Raw genomic sequence first — 19,955 nt, forward strand, 5'->3', positions numbered from 1 at the left:
CTAGGTTGGGAGCCAGGAGCGCCATGGGCGGAGGGATCGATGCAGGTGCCGCAGCCCCCGGAGTCCGGGCCTGACGGACTCGTGACGGTCGCCCGCGCCGAGTGGCCCTTTGTCGGGCGTGGCGAGGAGTTCGACCTCATCACCGCTGCGATCGGCACAGACGCTCAGGGCGGGTCCGGCCGGGGCGAGCCACCGGGGAGCGGGTCCGGGGGCGCGGTGATCTTCGCGCCCGCCGGCGTGGGCAAGACGAGGCTGCTGACGGAGGTGCGTCGCTGGGCGGAGCACCGTGGCGTGCGGACCGCGTTGGTGATCGCGACCGAGGCTGGCTCACGCACGCCGTACGGCGCGGTGCTACACCTGCTCCCTGCGGGCACGGCGGACCCGGCGGACCGAGTGACCTGGCACGCCGCCTTCGCCGCGGCGCTCCGGTCGGCGGACTGCCGCACGCTGTTGCTCGTGGACGACGCCCAGCACCTCGACCACGGCAGCGCCGCCCTGGTGCTCCAGCTCGCCATGGAGGGCGCGGTCACGCCCGTCGTCGCAGTGCGCCGGGGAGCGTCGGTCCCGGACCCGATCACCGCGCTGTGGAAGGACGGCCTCGCGCTGCGGGTGGACCTGCAACCCTTCTCCGCCACCGAGATGCGCGCCCTCATCAGCCGGGCCCTCGGCGGGTCCGTGAGCGATCGCACCCTGTCCCGACTTGCCGCCGTGAGCGACGGCAACGTGCTCTACGCCCGTGAGCTGGTGGCCGGCGCCCTCGAGGCAGGATCCCTGCGCCGGCGGGAGGACGTCTGGACCTGGGACGAGCAGGTGGTTCTCGCACCCCGACTCGTCGACGCGGTGGGATGGCGGCTGGCGGCGCTGTCCGATGAGGGGCGCCAGGCACTGGCGCTCGTCGCCATCGGGGAGCCGCTGCCCCTGGCGGTCGCGGAGCGGCTCATCGACGCCGAGGTGCTGTCGGCGCTGGAGGAGTCGGTGCTGGTCTGCACTGACGGCAGGGGTGAGCTCACGTCCCTCCGGTTGTGTCACCCGCTGTACGGCGAGGTCGTCCTCGGCCAGCTGGGGCACCTGACGCGTCGCCGTCTCGTCGCCGCACTGGCAGACGCGCTCGAGGCCGACCCCTTGCACCGGGACGAGGCCGTCGTGCGGGTTGCCAGCTGGAGGCTCGAGATCGGTGGGGAGCTGCCACCGGAGACGCTGCTGCGGGCCGCTGAGCGAGCGAACCAGACCTTCGACCACGAGCTCGCGGAACGGCTGGCCCGGGCCGGCATCGTGGCCGACCGCGCCGGGAGCGAGCTCCGGTGCTCGCTGGTCGTCGAGCTGGCCAGGGCCCTGGTCTGGCGCAACCACTTCGAGGAGGCCTCGGCGCTGCTGCTCGAGATCGAGGACGAGGTGGTCGCGTCCGATGACGAGCCCCTCCAGGACACCTACCTCGACATGCGCTTCTGGGCCTGTTATGTGGGGCTCGGTCAGGCGGACGAGACGCGCCGCCTGCTCGACCGGTTTACCGCGACGTCCGGCGGGAGCGATCCGGGGACGCGGGGAGGTGAGGGGGAAGGGAAACCCGGCCTCGCGGCATACCGGGCCAACATCCTCCTGGGGGAGGGGCTGGCTCGCGAGGCCGTCGCCCTCGCCGAGCCGTTGCTCGACTCCACGGAGGTGCCCGAGCTGCAACGGCTCCTCGCGCTCGAGACGAGCGGCGAGGCGCTGGGCTACCTGGGGCTGTACACGCGGGCCGCGCTGGTGTGGGACCGGATGCGCTCGCTCGCACAGACGGGCCACGGGAGGGCAGCCACGGCTGCCACCGAAGCGGATATGCAGGAGCTGTGGTGCGCCCAGCTCGATGGACGGTTCGGCGAGATCCTCCCGGTGGTCTCGGCTCTCCACTCACAGTTCGAGAGCAGTCAGGACGTGGCGACCAGGGGACTCGCGTCCCTCGCGCTCGGCCGCATCTTCCTGATGGCCGGCCGACCGAGCCGTGCCCAGGCCGTGCTGCTCGACGCGGTGGCCGACTTCCGCACGGTCGACCTCGGGGGGACGCTGGCGTGGGCGCTGTCCCTGTTGAGCCAGGCCGCGGTGCTGACCGGCCGGCCGGAGGACGCACGCCGGTGGCGGGACGAGGCGCGCGAGCACCATGCCCGCGGGGGCTCCGCGCGGCAGGCCGCCGACCTGACCGCTGCCGACGTCTGGATCGCGGTGGCCGAGGGTGACGGCACCGCCGCCTCTGCCCTGGCCCTGGAGGGTGCCGCAGCCTATCCCCAGTTCGAGCTGCCCCGAGCACGGCTGCTCCACCTCGCCGTCCGGGTCGGCGAGCGCGGAGCCGCGGTGGTCACCGACCTCCGGGACATCGCGGACCGGGTCGAGTTCGAGTACCCGACGCTGTTGGCTGACCACGCGGAGGCACTGCGGGCCGGGGACGGCACAGCCCTCGAGGAGGTCGCCCACCGGTTCGGGGACCGCGGCCTCCCGCTGCTGGCTGCCGAAGCGGCCAGCCAGGCCGCCCGCGCCCACAGGGCGGCAGGCTCCACCGACGGGACCCGGCGGGCCTCTGCGCTGCTGGCGAGGCTCACGGCGCGGTTCGAACGGATCACCACGCCAGCCTTGCGGGAGCCGGAGCTGGTCGCCGACCTCAGCCGGCGCGAGCTCGACGTCGCCCGGCTGGCGGCCCTCGGGCTGAGCAACGCGCAGATCGCCGAGCGCCTGGTCGTCTCGGTCCGGACGGTGGAGTCCCACCTGTACCAGGCCTACGCCAAGCTCGGGGTCGAACGGCGCACCGACCTGGGGCGCCTGCTGCCACCCCAGTAGCCGACTACTGAGAGGGCGACCTCGTGTCGGCCGTAGCCTCTCGGCATGAGCGGGCTCTCCTGTGAGCACCAGCTGGACCAGCTGCCGACCGCGATGGCCGTGGCGCTGAGGCTGCATGCCGCCGGGCACGGCGACGCGGTGGTCGGGACCGCGCTCGGCGTGCCGGTCGAGGGGGTCCCGACCCTGTTGCAGCTGGCCCGTGCGAAGTTCCACAACCTCCCGAACCCGGGTGCCCGGTCCGAGAACCAGTGGTCCACCACTGAGGGAGTCGACGGCCCGGGCTCCTAGGTTCAGCAGCGGAAGCCCTTCCGCAGGCAGCGTCCCCCGGACGTCGTGAGACGTCCCACCGGCCCCCCCTGACCCGCTCCCCGACACCTTCCCGGGGGGAGCGGACTCGCCTGGTGCGGGGCACACCGAGGCGGGACTGCCGCTCCCCGGGCCCCATGGCCGGGGAGCGGCAACCGGCCGTCTCACGACCTGCCGTCGAGGGCCCCGCCCGTTAGGTTGGGGGAATGCCTGAGAGCTCACCGTCCCCCTACCCCGGCATGGGCGCGACCCTGCACGACGACGGCGCCACGTTCCGTGTCTGGGCACCGAACGCCACGGCCGTGGCCGTCACCGGCAGCCACGACGGCTGGAACGTCCCGGCCGCCCTGCGTCCCGACGGCGACGGCTCGGTCGGCACCTGGTCGGTGCACGTGCCCGGGGTGGGTGCCGGCACGGAGTACCAGTTCCGGCTCACCACCGGCGGCGGTGAGGAGGTCTGGCGGGCCGATCCCTACGCACGGGAGATGACCAACTCGGTGGGCAACTCCGTGGTCCACGACCCGAGCGCGTTCGACTGGGGGCAGGACGACTTCCAGATGCCGCACTGGGACGACGTCGTGATCTACGAGATGCACGTGGGGACCTTCGCGGCGGACCAGGAGCACCGGGGCGACTTCGACCGGGCCGCCCAGCGGCTGCCCTACCTGCGGGAGCTGGGGATCTCCGTGGTCCAGGTGATGCCGCCCTTTGAGTATGCAGGTGACATCAGTTGGGGTTACAACCCCGCCCACATGTTCGCGGTCGAGTCCTCCTACGGAGGACCGGATGCGTTCAAGCGGTTCATCAAGGCGGCCCACGAGCACGGCATCGCGGTGATCGTCGACGTCGTCCACAACCACATCGGCCCCTCGGACCTGGACCTGTGGCGGTTCGACGGGTGGCACGAGAACGACGGCGGCGGCATCTACTTCTACAACGACTGGCGCGCCGAGACCCCGTGGGGTGCCACCCGACCGGACTTCGGCCGCCCCGCCGTCCGGCAGTTCCTGTCCGACAGCGCCAAGCTGTGGTTGCAGGAGTTCCACTGCGACGGGCTCCGCTTCGACGCCACGGCCTACATCCGGTCGGTGCACGGCACGGTCCACGACGCCGGCTCGATGCTGCCGGACGCGACGGAGTACCTCCAGGCGCTGACCGCCTCGCTCTCGGCCGACCAGCCCTGGAAGCTGCTCATCGCCGAGGACCTGCAGAACGACCCGACCGTGACGATGCCGGTCGACCAGGGTGGACTCGGGTTCCACGCACAGTGGGACGCCGGTTTCGTGCACGTCATCCGCCGCGCGCTCACTCAGCTGGACGATGCGGCGAGGGACGTGGGCGAGGTGGCCCACGGCATACTCGGGACGGGGCGTGGTGCCGCTGGGTCCCGGGTCATCTACACCGAGTCGCACGACGAGGTGGCCAACGGCAAGACCCGGGTCCCGGAGGCGATCTCCCCCGGCGCCGCCGACAGTCTGGCAGCCAAGAAGCGCGCCACCCTCGGGTCGGCGGCCGTCTTCTTCTCTCCCGGTATGCCGATGTTCTTCCAGGGCCAGGAGATGCTGGCCGACCGCTACTTCGACGACTCGGTCCCGCTGGACTGGCACGACCTGCAGGACCACTTCGGCATCGTGGCCATGCACCGGCACATGATCGCCCTCCGGCGCAACCGCGAGGGCACTACCGCCGGGCTGCGCGGCCCGAACGCCAACGTCATCCGGGCCGATCAGGAGCGCGGCGTGATCGTGCTGCACCGGTGGGGTCAGGGCGGCCCGCACGACGACACGCTCGTGGTGCTCAACTTCTCCTCCTCCCCGGTCGTCGACTACCGGGTCGGGATGCCACGGCCCGGGCGCTGGGCGGTCCGGTTCAACGGCGACTCCACGCTCTACGACCCGGAGTTCGGGGACCACCCGGTCTTCGACGTGGACACCGTCCCGCACCCAGCTGACGACTGTGCCCAGAGCGCGACCCTGGCGGTCGGGGCCTACTCCGCCGTGGTGCTCTCCCTGGAGGGCTGAGCCCGCCCGCGATCGGAGGAGCCACTGGCTGGGGTCGATCCGGATCGCGACATGAAAGCCGGGCGAAAGGGCGCCCTGGTGACCTGTTCGCATGACAAAGAACACGAGAGTTCTCGCCAGTGCCTTTGCGGCAACCCTCTTGGCAGCCGCCATCAGTGCGAACGGGGCCGCCGCCCTCACCGGGCCCACAGGCAGCGTGACACACGACGGACCGGGTCAGCCGACGGCGCCGTCAGCTCACCTCGAGGCCGACGGAGCCTCGTCTGTGGAGTCGCAGGTCAATGGCTACCCGTGCGCGCGGGACTGGGAGTGGTGCTTCTACACGCGACGATGGGACGTGAACAACGACCCGGGAGGGGTGGCTGCCTCGACCAAGATCTACAGGCCCGGCCAGATCAACGAGGCCTACTACTACGCCAAGTTCATCCCGCGCGGGGAGAAGCTGCTGGTCCGGGACCGGATCTCGGACGGCAAGGTGGCGACCATACAAGGCAAGGAAAAGAGCTTCTACGATGGAGAGTGGCACACACGCTGGGGGGTGGGACTGATGTACACCGGCAATGAGGAGACCTTCCAGCTCGGCCCCAGCGGAACCGGCTTTTCGGAAGGCAACCGCTTCTGGTTCCGGGTGTGCCAGGCGCCGGAAGAGGAGCCGTGGCACAAGTACGACTGCTCACCGTGGGTCGCCGGCACAGCCTGATCTGCGGCTCAGCACCTCCGGCAGGATGGGGGCATGTACACCCCGGACCCCACCCGCTATGACTCGATGACCTACCGCCGCAGCGGACGGTCCGGCCTCGACCTGCCGGCCGTCTGCCTGGGGCTGTGGCACAACTTCGGTGACGACGTGGCGTTCGAGCGCCAGGAGCAGGTGCTGCAACGTGCCTTCGACCTCGGCATCACCCACTTCGACCTCGCCAACAACTACGGACCGCCCTACGGCGCGGCCGAGGAGAACTTCGGTCGGCACCTCCAGCGCTCCTTCGCCGGGTTGCGCGACGAGCTGGTCATCTCCAGCAAGGCGGGGTGGGACATGTGGCCGGGGCCGTACGGGCAGATCGGCGGCTCGCGGAAGTACCTGATCGCCAGCCTGGACCAGTCGCTGCAGCGGATGGGTCTGGACTACGTCGACATCTTCTACCACCACCGGCCGGACCCCTCCACGCCGCTGGAGGAGACCATGGGCGCGCTCCACTCCATCGTCCAGTCGGGGAAGGCGCTGTACGTGGGGATCTCGTCCTACTCCGCGGTCGCCACCCGGGAGGCGGCCGGGATCCTCGCCGACCTCGGCACGCCGCTGCTCATCCACCAGCCCGTCTACTCCATGCTCAACCGCTGGGTCGAGAACGACCAGCTGTTGGACACCCTCGAGCAGGTCGGCGCGGGGTGCATCGCCTTCTCACCCCTGGCACAGGGCATGCTCACCAACCGCTATCTGGACGGCATCCCGGAGGGGTCCCGGGCCAGCCAGGGCAAGTCACTGTCCCCGGACCTGCTGACCGAGCAGTCGCTCGCCCACGTGCGGGCGCTCAACGAGATCGCTGAGGGGCGCGGGCAGAACCTGGCGCAGATGGCGCTGGCCTGGGTGCTGCGCGACCCGCGGATGACCTCGGTGCTGATCGGCGCCAGCAGCGTCGAGCAGCTCGAGCAGAACGTGGGGGCACTGGACCGGCTGGACTTCACCGACGAGGAGCTGACCCAGATCGACCGGTATGCCGTCGACGCCGGCATCGACCTGTGGAAGCAGGCCCGCGAGGGATCCTGACTGCCGCCCTCACAGGTGGCGCTCCTCCCTGGTGAAAGCGAACTGAAACCGAAGTGAGATCTCCTGCGGTCACGGTGGGTGGTGCACATTCACCAACAGGAGGGAACACACATGACCGTTCGGACACACCGACTCCGCCGCGCAGCACTCGCCGCCGTGGCAGCGCCTGTGGCACTGGGGGCGGCAGTCGTCGCGCCGGCCACGATGGCGCAGGCGCACGACGGCGCCTGGTCCAGCACGGAGTGGCGCTACACCTCAGGGTGCTGGTGCGAGCTGCCTGACGAGTGGGACGGCACCTACTTCCAGCACGACAAGGGAGGGCAGGCCGCGAAGATGCGGATGTACACCGCGGACGACCGGCTCGCTGGCAAGGTGGAGTTCCACCCGTACGGCGAGCAGGTCTACGTCTACGACACCCTCGCCAACTCTGATGCCTGGTATGTCCAGCTCACGTGGGTCGACCAGTACGGGAGGGAGAAGGCCGCCTACATCGACCCGCCTCGCGGTCGTAGCTACACCTACGCGGACCTCAGCATCCCGGAGGGGCGTGAAGTCGAGATCAAGGTCTTCGACGACGGCTGGGGCAAGGGCCACTTCAGGACGTTCTACGCGACTGCCTGACCACGTGGGGGCGTGAGGAAGGGCCGGGGGGCGTGTCTCCCGGCCCTTTCCCCTCTCACCAGGAGCTGTGCGCCGTCCGGTATGCCGAGGTGCCGGTCAGTGAGGGACGCACCCGTGCGCGTCCGCCGCAGGATGGCGTCAGGGGACGACGTAGCCGGGATCGTTGTCGCGGGTGTCCGGTGGGAGCTGGTCCTCCTCGCGGGCACCAGTGCGCTCCGCGCCGATGCCCGCCGCGACGACGAACAGGATGCCGATCACCGGTAGGACCCCGGGCTGCTGGCTCAGGATGACCAGGCCGAGCAGCAGCGCGATCGCGGGCTCCAGAGCCATCAGCGTGCCGAAGGAGGCCGTGGTCATCCGGCGGAGCGCGAGCATCTCCAGGGCGAACGGCACGACCGGCAGCAGCACCGCCAGCCCGAGCCCGATGAGCAGGTGGGTCCAGGTGAGGTCCGGGATCACCGACCCGCCGAGCACGACGGTGGCGACCAGCGCGGCGACCGGCATCGAGATGGCCAGGCCCTGCAGCCCGGAGACGGCGTCGCCGACCCGCTGGGTGAGGAGGATGTAGAGCCCCCAGCAGGCTGCTGCGCCCAGGGCGTAGGCCACGCCCACCGGGTCCACCGAGTCGGCCCACGGCTCGGTCAGCAGCAGCACGCCGACCAGGGCCAGCACCGGCCACAGGACCGCGCTGCGGTCGCGGCTGCGCAGCACGGCGACCGCGAGGGGGCCGAGGAACTCCAGGGCGCTCGCGGTGCCGACGGGGATCCGCTCGACGGCGAACATGAACAGGATCGTGATGAAGGCCGTGACCACACCGAGTGCGACACACGCCGCCAGGTCACGACGTGCGAGCTGCAGCGGTCGCGGCCGCACCAGTACGAGGAAGATGAGACCGGCCCAGGTCAGCCGCAGCCAGGCGGCACCGTCGGGACCGATCCGGTCGAAGACCGAGAACGCCGCGACGACTCCGAGCTGGACGCAGAACATCGCCGCCAGCGCCATCAGGGCGCCGTTGCGCGCCGCGCCCCGGGCGTCCGTCGCAGAGCCCGCCCGGGTCATCGGTGGGCGGACCCGCTCGGCCGGCCCCGCGTCATACGGCCTGCTGGCGGACCACGTCGAACGGTGCCTGGGAGCCCAGGCGGTTGACGATGCCCGCGGTGACGAACTGCTTGGCGGCGCGCGCCGCCTCGAGGGCGGAGTCACCCAGCGCCAGACGGGCGGTGACGGCGGCGGCCAGGGTGCAGCCGGCCCCCGCGACGGCGACCTCCCCCACCTTCGGGGCGCTGAGCAGCTCGGTCGTCGTGCCGTCGTGGAAGACGTCGACCGCGTCCGGGCCCGGCAGGTTCACCCCGCCCTTGGCGAGCACCGCCGCCCCCGAGGACTCGTGGATCCGGCGAGCAGCCTCGGTGAGGTCCTCGACCGTGCGGATCTCCAGGCCGGACAGCGACTCCGCCTCGAAGTGGTTCGGGGTCACGAACGTGGCGAGCGGGAGCACGTTGGCCTTGAGGGCCGTGTCGGTGTCCAGGGCGGCACCGGGCTCCTGCCCCTTGCAGATGAGCACCGGGTCGAGCACGACCTGGCGGAACTGGCGCTGCTGCAGCACGCCCGCCACCGTCTCGATCGTCGCAGGCGTCCCGAGCATGCCGATCTTGGTGACCGAGAGCTGGTCCGGGTCGTAGGCCGTCGTGATCGCCTCGAGCTGGTCGGCGATCACCTGCGGCTCGACGGGGACGAAGCGGTGTCCCCAGTCGGCCTTCGGGTCGAACGAGACGATGCACGTGAGCGCGACCGCACCGAAGACGTGGTGGGCCTGGAAGGTGCGCAGGTCAGCCTGGGCGCCCGCGCCACCGGTGGCCTCCGAGCCGGCGATGGTCAGGGCAACGGGAGCAGAAGTCATCCCTCGATCTTGCCACTGCCCCGGCGCGGGGCCGCGCCCGGTCAGCGCGTGGCCTGCGCCCGGAGCGTCGTGAGGAGCTGCACGAGGGCCGGGGTGCTGATCTCCAGCACCCCGGCGGAGATGACGAAGGCCCGGCGCGAGTCCTGCAGGCCGAGCAGCACCCGGTTCCGGTGGACCGTCACATCGGCGATCTCGGACCAGGCGGCCCGGCGCCGCGGCCAGCGCTCGCGGCTGACGCCGTCCGGGTCGAGCCAGTAGACGGTGCCCGCCGTGGCATAGACCACGGAGAACATGAGCAGGCCCAGGGCCATCACCCCGCACCCGCCGAGCAGCATCTCCGTGTCGCCCTCCGACGCCAGGGCGATGACACCACCGAGCAGCAGCATCAGCACGCCGAGGACGGGGAGCACGATCCTGGTCCACAGCTTCTGGCTCCGCAGGCCGATGCGGCCGTCCTCCTCGAAGGTCCCGGCGGGCAGGCCGTCCCAGCGGCCCTCCCGCACGAGGGTCCTCCGGTCGGCCTCCTCGGCTGTCGCGTGCCCGCGCGTGCCCCAGACGAGCAGCGCGACGCCGGCCGCCATGATGACCAGACCGACCACCATCACAGGGTGGATGCCTGCTCCGGCCCGGACGGCGGTCACGGCGAGGGTGCCGCCGATGAGGGCGATGCCGGCCCCGATGCTTCCTGCTGCGCGCCGCCTGCGCGTGCGCGGCATGTTGTCGAGCCTGGCCATGTCCCCTCCGTCTCTGAACCGCCCTCCCCGTCCCGGGGAGGCACCAGAACGTTAACCGACCACAGGCCGTGCCCGACACGGCCGGCGGCTGGGGGAGGGCTGCTGTTCACCGACGGTTCCGGTCGACACCCTCGCCGGTTCACCGGCGCTCCCTACGGTCGGTCCGCACCCCGACTCCTGAGGAGACCACCCATGTCCCGACACCGCGCCACGACGGCCGTCGCCGCCGCGCTGCTCCCGCTGACCCTGGTGGGAGCGGCCGCCGCACCCGCCGACGACACCCACCGACCTCACCCGGTGACCACGACCCGACACACGGACGACGTCATCTTCCGGGAGGGCTTCAACGGCCTCGCCAAGCGGCTGGAGCCGCGCGCCGACGACCCGGGCATCGCCGAGGGCACGCTCGGCTTCACCCACCGCGCGCCGGTCGGCTGGAGCGTCGAGGTCGACGAGTCGATGGAGGACACGGGGGTGACCGAGTGGCGCGGCTGGTCCTTCACCACCCGCGAGTTCTGGACCGACGCCGAGGACCAGATGCGGTTCCGCTTCGGCCGTGCCGACGACATCGTCGCGGTGGCTGACTCCGACGAGTTCGCCGACCGTGGCACCGCGCCGCACGACTTCTCGACCAGCCTGGTGAGCGCACCGGTCCGGGTGAAGGGCGAGGACGAGCTCCAGCTGTCGTTCGACAGTCACTACCGGGGGTGGACCGGGCAGTCGGCGACGGTGACGGTGAGCTTCGACGGGGGTGAGGAGATCGAGCTGATGCGCTATGACTCCGCCACCGTCACCGACAACTACGACGGCTCGCGGATCAACGCGACCGAGCTGCTCGACGTCACGGTGCCCGCCGGTGCCAAGGACGCGGTCTTCCGCTGGGACTTCGAGGCCGAGGCCAACTCCTGGTACTGGGCGATCGACTCCGTGGCAGTGCACCGTGCGCCCGACGCCGGGACGACCGACGCCACCACTGCCTGGGTCGTCTCCGACATCCAGGGCCAGCCGGGCGACCTGAGCCACGCCCTGCAGGACCTGCAGACCCTGCGTCCTGGTGCCAGCGGGCTGCTCATGGTGGGCGACATCGTCGCCTCCGGCACGCAGGCCCAGTGGGACGAGGTGAACGCGGTGATGGAGGCGAGCGCCGGCATACTCCCGGACCAGGTCGTGGCCGCCATCGGCAACCACGAGTCCTACACCGGCGGAGCCTACGAGGACGACCAGGCCCGGTTCCTGGAGTTCGCGCAGCGGGACCGGACGTGGGGTGAGTATCTGCTGGAGGGGACGGGCGGGGACCTGCCGGTCATCGTGCTGGGCCAGGACGCGGCCGACCCGCCGGACGTCCCGATGAGCGAGGAGCAGATCGCCTTCCTCGAGGACCGGTTGGCCCACTGGACCAGGCAGGACAAGCAGGTCGTGGTGATCTCGCACTTCCCGCTGGGCGACACGCACTCCGCGTCGTGGATCCCCTGGTACCACGACCACTACCAGTTCAACGACCGTCTCACCGGCATCCTCGGCGACTACCCCAACGCGATCGTCCTCAACGGGCACACCCACTACCCGGCCGAGCTCGGCGACTGGGCGGTCCAGCGACGCACCGACGGCGGACACCCCGACGGCTTCTGGGCGATCAACACGCTGGCGATCCAGGTCGAGTGGGACGCTCGGGGGGAGAACACGGACGGGATCTCCGAGGTCGTCACGCGGGACATCAACCGCGGGCTCGTCCTGGACTCCTTCGGGGACCGGGTCGTGGTGCAGGCCCGTGACTTCGCTGCGGACGAGCTGATCCGGTCGGTCACGATCCCGAACCCGCTGGACTGAGACCCACCCTCTACTATCGGCAGCATGACGCTCTCGCTCGCTGTCGGCCGCCCCGCTCTCGCCGACCACGTCGTTCCGCGCGGTCTCGTGACCGACATCGCCCTGGTCGCCGGCGGGGCGGCCCTCACCGGGCTGCTCGCCCAGGTCGCCATCCCCCTGTGGCCGGTGCCGATCACGGGTCAGACCCTCGCTGTGCTGCTGGTCGGCTCGACCCTCGGTGCCAGCCGCGGGGCACTCTCGATGCTCTTCTACGCCGCCGCCGGTGTCGCGGGCATCCCGTGGTTCTCCGAGGCGGAGCACGGTGTCGGAGTGCTCCTGGGCTCCACGGGCGGCTACATCGTCGGCTTCGTCCTCGCGGCGGCGCTCACCGGGTGGCTGGCGCAGCGCCAGTGGGACCGCAGGTTCCTGCACGCGGCCGTGACCTTCCTCGCGGGCTCCGGCGTGGTGTTCCTCGTGGGCCTGCCCTGGCTCGCTGTCGTGACCGGTGCGGACCTGCAGCAGACGCTCGCGTGGGGTCTGTGGCCGTTCATCCCCGGTGGGGTCGTCAAGGCGCTGATCGCGGCCGCCATCATCCCGGTGGCGTGGCAGGGTGTGCGCCGGCTCGATGCCACCAAGGGTGGCGACCAGGCGTGACGATGTCTGGCCGGCCGCACAGCGGCCTGCCTCTGGCGGACCCGCAGCGCGCGGAGGCGGTCGACCTGGACGCGCTGGGTGCCCAGCTCCTGCAGGAGGCCACCGAGCGACCCAACGGCCTGCGCACCCGACCGGTCGTCCGTGGCCCGGTGCAGCACGCGGTGCTCTTCGCGCTCCGGGCCGGTTGTCAGCTGCCCGAGCACGACTCACCACCGGCGGCGACCTTGCAGGTGCTTCGCGGCGAGGTCGTGCTCGTCGCCGGGGAGGAGCGCTGGACGGTGCGCGCCGGCGACCTGCTCCCCATCCCCCCGGCGGGTCACCGTGTGGACGCGGTCACCGACGCGGTGTGCCTGCTGACGATCTCGCGGGCCTAGCCTCCGGCTACCGACCCTGTGCGGGAAGGGTGTTCCGGGACAAGGCCGGCCGGCCGACTCAGCCGCCGATAGCGCTCATCGGGCGACCGGGCTGGAGGAAGCCCGGCTCGTTGATGCCGTGGCCGGGCAGCTTGGCGGTGATGCAGGCCCGCACCAGCCCGGCCAGCTCCTCGTCGGAGGCACCCTCGCGCAACGGGGTCCGCAGGTCCGTCTCGGTGCGTGCGAACAGGCAGTTGCGCACCTGACCGTCCGCGGTGAGCCGGACCCGGTCGCAGGCGCCGCAGAACGGTGCCGTCACCGAGGCGATCACCCCCACCGTCGCCGGCCCGCCGTCGACCAGGAACCGCTCCGCGGGGGCGCTGCCGCGCTGCTCGGCAGGCGTCAGGTCGTAGTGCTCCCGCAGCAGGCTCAGCACCTCCTCGCCGGTGACCATGGTGTCGCGGCGCCAGGTGTGGCCGGCGTCCAGGGGCATCTGCTCGATGAACCGCAGCTGGTAGCCGTGCTCCAGGGCGAACGCGAGCAGCTCCGGGGCCTCGTGGTCGTTGAGGTCGCGCATCAGCACCGTGTTGAGCTTCAGCGGCTGCAGCCCGGCGGCGGCCGCGGCGGCGATGCCGGCGAGAGTGTCGTCGAGGCGGTCGCGCCGGGCCAGCGTGCGGAAGGTGTCCCGGTCGAGGGTGTCGAGACTGATGTTGACGCGGGTGAGCCCGGCGTCGACCAGGGCGCCGGCGAGCTTGTCCAGCCCCAGCGCGTTCGTCGTCATCGACACCTCGACGCCCAGGGCGGCGATGCCGGAGACGACGTCGACCAGGTCACGGCGCAGCAGGGGCTCGCCGCCTGTCAACCGGACCTCGTCGATGCCGAGACCGACGGCGATCCGCGCGAGGTGGATCAGCTCCTCGGTCGTCAGCAGCGTCGGCTTGGCCAGCCACGGCAGCCCCTGCTCGGGCATGCAGTAGGTGCAGCGCAGGGAGCACCGGTCGGTCAGCGAGATGCGCAGGTCCCGGTGGACCCGTCCGTAGGTGTCGAGGAGGGCCATCAGTGGTCCCAGCCCACGATCTGCGACAGCATGTGCGGCAGCAGCGGCACGAGCGCCTCCATCGACTGCTCGACCCCCTTGGTGCTGCCCGGCAGGTTGACCAGCAGGGTCCCCACCCGGTCGGGGTCGACCGGGTCGGCGACGCCGACGATGCCGCGGGACAGTGCGGCAAGGGGAGTATGCCGTGCACCCTCCCTGCGCAGGTGCTCGGCGACCCCCAGCAGCTCCCGGGTCACGAACCGGCGGGTCGCCTCGGGAGTGAAGTCCCGTGGCGAGACCCCCGTGCCTCCGCTGGTCACGATGAGCCCGAAGCCCTCCTCGATGCCCTGTGCGATGCGCTGCGACACGGGTTCGACGCCGTCGGTCACCAGGCGCGGCCCTGTCACCTCGTAGTGCTCCGCCCGGAGCAGGTCGACCAGCAGCGGGCCGGAGCGGTCCTCGCGGTCCCCGCCGGCCGCGCGGTCCGAGACGGTGATCACCAGGACGCGGGTCGTAGGGCGGGCGGCGGCGTTGCTCACCCCCCCATGCTAGGCACTGGGCGCCCAAAGGACGCCTTCGCCGTCACTGCGGGCGAGGTCATATACGGCACGGCCGTGTTGTGGAACTGCGTTAGGTTGCCCTAACCTGCCTACGTCCTACTGTCACGCCGAGGGAGCAACCACCCCGTGCTGCACTCCACATCCCGTCCCACCACCCGCCGTCCGGCAGCCCTCCTGGGCTCCGCCGTGGCGGGCCTCGCCCTCCTCACCGCCTGCTCGACCGGTCCCACCGGCGACTCCGACGCCCCCGCGGACGAGCCCGCCGAGGCCGCGCCCGCCGGCGCGTCTGCTGACTCTGGCTCGGCCACCTCCGGTGCCCCGGCCACCTCCGGTGCCCCGGCCACCGAGGGGGAGGCGCAGTTCCCGGTCACCGTCGAGCACGCCTTCGGCGAGACCACCATCGAGTCCGACCCGCAGCGGATCGCCACGGTCGGCTGGGCGGACCACGACATGGTCGTCGCGCTCGGTGAGGTGCCCGTCGGCGCCACGAAGATCACCTGGGGCGGCAACGAGGCCGGCTCCACCGACTGGTTCGACGCCGCGCTCGAGGAGCAGGGCGGCGACCCCGCCGAGGTGACCCGCTACGACGACACCGACGGCATCCCGGCGGACGAGATCGCGGCCCTGAGCCCGGACCTGATCCTGGGCACCAACTCCGGTATGACGCAGGAGGAGTACGACTCGCTGTCCAAGATCGCGCCGGTCGTCGCCTACCCGGAGGCGGCGTGGGGCACCCCGTGGCGCGAGTCGCTCGACCTGGTGGGTCAGGCCATCGGCCGCGACGCCGAGGCCGACGCGGTCCTCGCCGAGACCGAGGCGGCCATCGACACCGCTGTCGCCGACTACCCCCAGCTCGAGGGCACCTCGCTGGCGTTCACCTGGTACACCCCCACCGACCTCAGCACGATCGGTGTCTACACCACCACCGACCTGCGCCAGCAGCTCATGCACGAGTTCGGCATGGTCGACGCCGGCAAGGTGGTCGAGCTGAGCGAAGCCAACCCCGGCACCTTCAGCGCGAACCTGTCCTCGGAGCAGGCCGACACGCTCGATGCCGACGTGCTCACCTTCTACATCGAGGAGGCGAGCCAGGCGGACGTGCTGGTCAACGACCCGCTCATCGGGCAGACCCCGGCCCTGGCCAGCGGCGCCTTCGTCGCGCTCACGGACATGCCCCTGATGACCGCGATGTCCTCGCCGACGCCGCTGTCGATCCCCGTCGTGCTGGAGGAGTTCCTCCCGCAGGTCGGCGAGGCGGCCGAGAAGGTGCAGTGACCCGGACCCGCCTGCCCACCGGCGCGGTCGTGCTCCTCGGAGTCGCCGCGCTGGCGGTGGCCGCCTGCCTGTCGCTCGCGATCGGCTCACGGTCGCTCTCACCCGGCGCGGTCCTCGACGGTCTCACCGCCCTGGTGACCGGAGAGGCCAGCGGCAGCTCCGCGGACGGCATCCTGTCGGCACGCCTGGACCGCACCCTGATCGGTCTCGTCGTGGGGCTGGCCGTCGCGCTCTCGGGGGCGGCGATGCAGGGCCTGACCCGCAACCCGCTCGCCGACCCCGGCATCCTGGGGGTCAACTCCGGGGCGGCGCTCGCGGTCGTCCTCGGCCTGCAGTTCGCCGGGATCTCCACCGTCGGTGGTTATCTCTGGCTGGCCCTGCTCGGCGGCCTCGTCACAGCTGTCCTCGTGTATGCCGTGGCGTCCGTGAGCCAGGGCGACCAGTCCCTCACCATGGTGCTCACCGGCGCCGCCGTGACCGCCGGGGTGACCAGCGTGATCGCCGGCGTGCTGGTGAGCAACCAGGGGGCCCTCCAGAGCTTCCGCTTCTGGCAGGTGGGGTCGGTCGCCGGGCGCGACGCGGTGATCATCGCCGACGTGCTCCCGCTCCTGGTCGTGAGCCTGCTCATCGTGGGCCTGTCCGGACCGGTGCTGAACGCGGCCGCGCTCGGGGAGGACCTCGAGCGGGCCCTGGGCCAGCGGGTGCACCTCGCCCGGTTCGTCGTGGCGGTGGGGGCGGTGGGCCTGGCGGCCAGTGCGGTCGCCCTCGCCGGGCCGATCGCCTTCGTCGGCCTGGTCGTCCCGCACGTGGTGCGCCTGGTCACCGGGCCGGACTATCGCCGGATCCTGCCGGGCAGTGCCCTGGTGGGGCCGGTGCTGATCCTGCTCACCGACACCCTGGGCCGGGTCGTGACGCCTCCCTCGGAGATCCAGGTCGGGATCATGACGGCCGTCCTGGGGGCGCCGGTCCTGATCCTGCTGATCCGCCGGGCGGTGCTGCGGTGACCGTGCAGACGCGTCCCGCCCCGGACCTGAGTGCCGCTCTCGGTGCGATGTCGCTGGCCACCCGGGCGGTGCGGCGGCGCAGCCTCGTGGTGCTGACCGGCCTCCTGGTGCTGCTCCTGGGCCTGGTCGCCGCGCGCGTGCTGCTGGGCGACTACACCATCACCATCCCCGACTTCGTGCGCATCGTCACCGGCGCCGACATCCCCGGGGCGTCCTACATCCTGCTGGAGTCCAAGCTCCCTCGGGCCGTCGCCGGCACGCTCGCCGGCCTGGCCCTGGGCGCCACCGGCGCCACCTTCCAGACCATGGCCCGCAACCCGCTGGCCAGCCCGGACGTCCTCGGGATCACCCTCGGCTGCAGTGCTGCCGCCGTGAGTGCCGCGGTGCTCCTCGACGCGCCGGGTGGCATGGTCTCGCTCGCCGCGCTGGGTGGTGGGGCGGCCGTCGCGGTGGCGCTCGTCGTGCTCTCGGGCACCCACCCCGGCGCGGCACCCGGCCGGATGATCCTGGTCGGTATCGCGCTGGCGGCGATGCTCGTCTCGGTCATCCACTGGGTCCTGGTCCGGGCGGACATCTACCAGGCGCACGAGGCGATGGTCTGGCTGACCGGCAGCCTGAACGGTGTCACCTGGTCGGAGATCCGGCTGCTCACCCTGGTCGTCGTGGTCGCCCTGCCGCTGCTGCTGTATGTCGGCAGTCACCTGCAGGTCGTCGAGCTCGGTGACGACCTCGCCTCGGGGCTCGGGCGGCACCCGCGGGCCACCCGCACCCGCGCGATCGCACTGGTCGTCGTCCTGACCGCGGCCACCACCGCGGTGTGTGGCCCGATCGCCTTCGTGGCCTTCCTGTCGGGCCCGACCGCCCGGCGCCTGCTGCGAGGACGGCCCTCGCTGCTGACGGCCGGGCTGGTCGGGGCCGTGATCGTGGTCGCGGCCGACTACCTGGCGGCCTACGCCCTGCCCGGCAACAACTTCCCCGTCGGCGTCGTCACCGGGCTGGCCGGCGCCCCGTTCCTGCTCTGGCTCCTGGCCACCAGCCGACCCGTGAAGGAGACCGCATGACCCTGCAATCCCGGAACCTCTCGCTCGCCTACGGCAAGCGGGTGGTCGTCGAGGGTCTCGACCTGGACGTGCCCGAGGGCCGGGTGACTGCCATCGTCGGTCCCAACGGCTGCGGCAAGTCGACCGCACTGCGCGGGCTGGCACGGCTGCTGCGCCCCACGGCAGGACAGGTGCTGCTCGACGGCACCGACATCCACAGCCTGCCGACCAGGACGGTGGCCCGGCGCGTGGGCCTGCTGCCCCAGAGCCCGATCGTCCCGGAGGGCATCACCGTCGCCGAGCTGGTGGCCCGCGGGCGTCACCCCCACCACGGGCTGCTCCGGCAGTGGACCCGGGACGACGACCGGATCGTGGCCGAGTCCCTTGAGCGCACGCACACGACCGACCTGGCGGGCCGACCGGTCGACCAGCTGTCCGGCGGGCAGCGCCAGCGCGTCTGGATCGCCATGGCCCTGGCCCAGCGCACGGGGCTGCTGCTGCTCGACGAGCCCACCTCGTTCCTCGACATCGCCCACCAGGTGGAGGTTCTGGACCTGGTGCGTGACCTGTCGGTGGAGGACGGCACGACGGTGGTCATGGTGCTGCACGACCTGCCCCTTGCGGCGCGCTACGCCGACCACCTCATCGCGATGCGTGACGGTGCGATCGTCGCCGAGGGCCGACCCCGCGACGTGGTCACCGCGGACACTGTGTGCGACGTCTTCGGCATCACCTGCCGGGTGCGCTGGGAGCATGCCGGTGACGTCAGTGTGATCCCGCTGGGGCGGCACCTGCCGACCCACGGCCAGGAGAGCCCCGAGGAGCCGCCCCACGCCCGGGTCAGGGTCGCAGGACGACCGTGACGCCGCCCCACGCCCGGGTCAGGGTCGCAGGACGACCTTGACGCAGCCGTCGGTCTTGTCCCGGAACATCCGGTAGGCCTCCGGCGCCTCCTCCAGCGGCAGGTGGTGAGTGGCCAGGGACTCCAGACCCAGGACGTCGTCCGCGCCTGCCAGCAGCCGGTGCAGCTCGGGGGTCCAGTGCCGGACGTGGCACTGCCCCATGCGCAGCTGCACCCCCTTGTCGAAGAGCTGCATCATCGGCATCGGGTCGGCCATGCCCCCGTAGACACCGGACAGCGAGACGGTCCCACCGCGGCGCACCGCGTCGATGCTGGTGTGCAGCACCTCGAGCCGGTCGATGCCGAAGCTCTCGATGCTCTTGCGGGCCAGCGCCTTCGGGGCACGGGCGGCCGCCCCGATCACGACTTCGGCCACCGGGTTGCCGTGGGCCTCCATGCCGACGGCGTCCAGCACACCGTCGGGGCCGCGGCCCTGCGTCAGCTCCCGGAGCGTGTCCGCCACGTCGTCGACGGCCCGCCGGTCCACCACCTCGGCCCCGTGCTCCCCGGCCAGCGCCAGCCGCTCGTCGACCAGGTCCACGCCGATCACCCGCTCGATCCCGAGGTGATGGGCCACCCGCACCGCCAGCTGCCCGACCGGCCCGAGCCCGATGACGGCGAGCGTCCCACCGGCCGGCACCTCGGCATACTGCACGCCCTGCCAGGCGGTCGGGAGGATGTCCGAGAGATAGAGGTAACGCTCGTCCGGGTGGTCCTGCTCGAGCCAGACCGGCCCGAAGTCCGCGTGGGGGACCCGGACGTACTCGGCCTGCCCGCCCGGGACCGAGCCGTACAGGGAGCTGTAGCCGAACAGGGCCGCGCCCTTGCCCTGCTCCCGCACCTGCGTGGTCTCGCAGTGGGCGAACAGGCCTCGGCTGCACATCCAGCACGTGCCGCACGAGATGGTGAACGGCACGACGACGCGGTCGCCGACCTCGAGTCGGCCCACCTCCGGACCGACCTCCTCGACGATCCCCATGAACTCGTGGCCGAGGACGTCACCGGGCCGCAGGTAGGGGGCGAGCACGTCGTACAGGTGCAGGTCCGACCCGCAGATCGCGGTCGAGGTGACCCGCACCACCGCATCCGTGGGCTGCTCGATCCTCGGGTCGGGCACGTCCTGCACCGCGACGTCGCCGAGCCCCTGCCAGGTCAGTGCCCTCATGCTCCCGACGCT

19 protein-coding genes are annotated in these 19,955 nt (G+C 71.8%); 13 read left to right on the forward strand and 6 right to left on the reverse strand.

What is annotated here, in order from left to right:
* Positions 1-39 precede the first annotated feature (39 nt).
* The 6 genes from DA085_RS10095 (at position 40) to DA085_RS10120 (ending at position 7,518) form a co-directional block, all read left to right on the forward strand.
* Positions 40-2,805, forward strand: coding sequence for a LuxR C-terminal-related transcriptional regulator (locus DA085_RS10095; protein WP_109472825.1), 2,766 nt, complete (start codon positions 40-42; stop codon positions 2,803-2,805).
* A gap of 45 nt (positions 2,806-2,850) precedes the next feature.
* Entirely contained in the window at positions 2,851-3,093 is a 243-nt protein-coding gene (locus DA085_RS10100; protein ID WP_109472826.1) for a hypothetical protein, read from the forward strand.
* 224 nt (positions 3,094-3,317) lie between these two features.
* Positions 3,318-5,132, forward strand: coding sequence for an alpha-amylase family glycosyl hydrolase (locus DA085_RS10105; protein ID WP_109472827.1), 1,815 nt, complete (start codon positions 3,318-3,320; stop codon positions 5,130-5,132).
* 91 nt (positions 5,133-5,223) lie between these two features.
* Positions 5,224-5,832 carry a hypothetical protein gene (locus DA085_RS10110; RefSeq protein ID WP_154402159.1) on the forward strand — a complete coding sequence of 203 codons (609 nt, stop codon included), beginning with the start codon at positions 5,224-5,226 and terminating at the stop codon, positions 5,830-5,832.
* Positions 5,833-5,865: 33 nt separating this feature from the next.
* Positions 5,866-6,897: an L-glyceraldehyde 3-phosphate reductase gene (gene mgrA / locus DA085_RS10115; protein ID WP_109472829.1), complete on the forward strand. Its 1,032-nt coding sequence runs from the start codon at positions 5,866-5,868 to the stop codon at positions 6,895-6,897.
* A 111-nt stretch (positions 6,898-7,008) separates the two neighbouring features.
* On the forward strand, positions 7,009-7,518 hold the full coding sequence (locus DA085_RS10120) for a hypothetical protein (protein ID WP_109472830.1): 510 nt from the start codon (positions 7,009-7,011) through the stop codon (positions 7,516-7,518).
* 138 nt (positions 7,519-7,656) lie between these two features.
* Here DA085_RS10120 and DA085_RS10125 read toward each other — a convergent pair whose 3' ends face one another.
* The 3 genes from DA085_RS10125 to DA085_RS10135 are packed head-to-tail and all read right to left on the reverse strand — an operon-like array spanning position 7,657 to position 10,149.
* Positions 7,657-8,577 carry an EamA family transporter gene (locus DA085_RS10125; protein ID WP_109472831.1) on the reverse strand — a complete coding sequence of 307 codons (921 nt, stop codon included), beginning with the start codon at positions 8,575-8,577 and terminating at the stop codon, positions 7,657-7,659.
* A gap of 31 nt (positions 8,578-8,608) precedes the next feature.
* On the reverse strand, positions 8,609-9,415 hold the full coding sequence (locus DA085_RS10130; protein ID WP_109472832.1) for a hydroxymethylpyrimidine/phosphomethylpyrimidine kinase: 807 nt from the start codon (positions 9,413-9,415) through the stop codon (positions 8,609-8,611).
* Positions 9,416-9,456: 41 nt separating this feature from the next.
* The gene (locus DA085_RS10135; protein WP_109472833.1) at positions 9,457-10,149 is read right to left on the reverse strand and encodes a hypothetical protein; all 693 of its coding nucleotides are present in this window, start codon (positions 10,147-10,149) and stop codon (positions 9,457-9,459) included.
* Between the two features lie 192 nt (positions 10,150-10,341).
* Between DA085_RS10135 and DA085_RS10140 the strand changes: the two genes are divergently transcribed.
* The 3 genes from DA085_RS10140 to DA085_RS10150 are packed head-to-tail and all read left to right on the forward strand — an operon-like array spanning position 10,342 to position 12,983.
* Positions 10,342-11,976 (forward strand): DUF4073 domain-containing protein, encoded by a 1,635-nt coding sequence (locus tag DA085_RS10140; RefSeq protein ID WP_109472834.1) that lies wholly within the window; start codon positions 10,342-10,344, stop codon positions 11,974-11,976.
* 24 nt (positions 11,977-12,000) lie between these two features.
* A complete protein-coding gene (locus DA085_RS10145) occupies positions 12,001-12,609 on the forward strand; it encodes a biotin transporter BioY (RefSeq protein ID WP_109472835.1) in 609 nt (202 codons plus the stop codon).
* Entirely contained in the window at positions 12,606-12,983 is a 378-nt protein-coding gene (locus tag DA085_RS10150; protein WP_154402160.1) for a cupin domain-containing protein, read from the forward strand. Before DA085_RS10145 ends, DA085_RS10150 begins: the two co-directional genes overlap by 4 nt.
* Positions 12,984-13,041: 58 nt before the next feature.
* Here the strand turns inward: DA085_RS10150 and moaA are convergent, their stop codons facing one another.
* Entirely contained in the window at positions 13,042-14,019 is a 978-nt protein-coding gene (gene moaA, locus DA085_RS10155; RefSeq protein WP_109472837.1) for a GTP 3',8-cyclase MoaA, read from the reverse strand.
* Positions 14,019-14,537 carry a MogA/MoaB family molybdenum cofactor biosynthesis protein gene (locus tag DA085_RS10160; protein ID WP_109472838.1) on the reverse strand — a complete coding sequence of 173 codons (519 nt, stop codon included), beginning with the start codon at positions 14,535-14,537 and terminating at the stop codon, positions 14,019-14,021. Before DA085_RS10160 ends, moaA begins: the two co-directional genes overlap by 1 nt.
* A gap of 147 nt (positions 14,538-14,684) precedes the next feature.
* Between DA085_RS10160 and DA085_RS10165 the strand changes: the two genes are divergently transcribed.
* From DA085_RS10165 to DA085_RS10180, 4 genes are read left to right on the forward strand one after another with little or no spacing between them, the layout of a single operon-like run.
* A complete protein-coding gene (locus DA085_RS10165) occupies positions 14,685-15,833 on the forward strand; it encodes an ABC transporter substrate-binding protein (RefSeq protein WP_237565426.1) in 1,149 nt (382 codons plus the stop codon).
* Positions 15,830-16,837 carry a FecCD family ABC transporter permease gene (locus DA085_RS10170; RefSeq protein ID WP_109472839.1) on the forward strand — a complete coding sequence of 336 codons (1,008 nt, stop codon included), beginning with the start codon at positions 15,830-15,832 and terminating at the stop codon, positions 16,835-16,837. The genes DA085_RS10165 and DA085_RS10170 overlap by 4 nt, the downstream gene beginning before the upstream one ends.
* Positions 16,834-17,898 (forward strand): FecCD family ABC transporter permease, encoded by a 1,065-nt coding sequence (locus tag DA085_RS10175; protein WP_237565427.1) that lies wholly within the window; start codon positions 16,834-16,836, stop codon positions 17,896-17,898. The genes DA085_RS10170 and DA085_RS10175 overlap by 4 nt, the downstream gene beginning before the upstream one ends.
* A complete protein-coding gene (locus DA085_RS10180; protein ID WP_109472840.1) occupies positions 17,895-18,740 on the forward strand; it encodes an ABC transporter ATP-binding protein in 846 nt (281 codons plus the stop codon). Before DA085_RS10175 ends, DA085_RS10180 begins: the two co-directional genes overlap by 4 nt.
* Positions 18,741-18,758: 18 nt before the next feature.
* Here DA085_RS10180 and DA085_RS10185 read toward each other — a convergent pair whose 3' ends face one another.
* The gene (locus DA085_RS10185; protein WP_109472841.1) at positions 18,759-19,943 is read right to left on the reverse strand and encodes a zinc-dependent alcohol dehydrogenase; all 1,185 of its coding nucleotides are present in this window, start codon (positions 19,941-19,943) and stop codon (positions 18,759-18,761) included.
* Positions 19,944-19,955: the final 12 nt, after the last annotated feature.

The organism is Ornithinimicrobium cavernae, from assembly GCF_003121625.1.
Lineage (GTDB): Bacteria > Actinomycetota > Actinomycetes > Actinomycetales > Dermatophilaceae > Ornithinicoccus > Ornithinicoccus cavernae.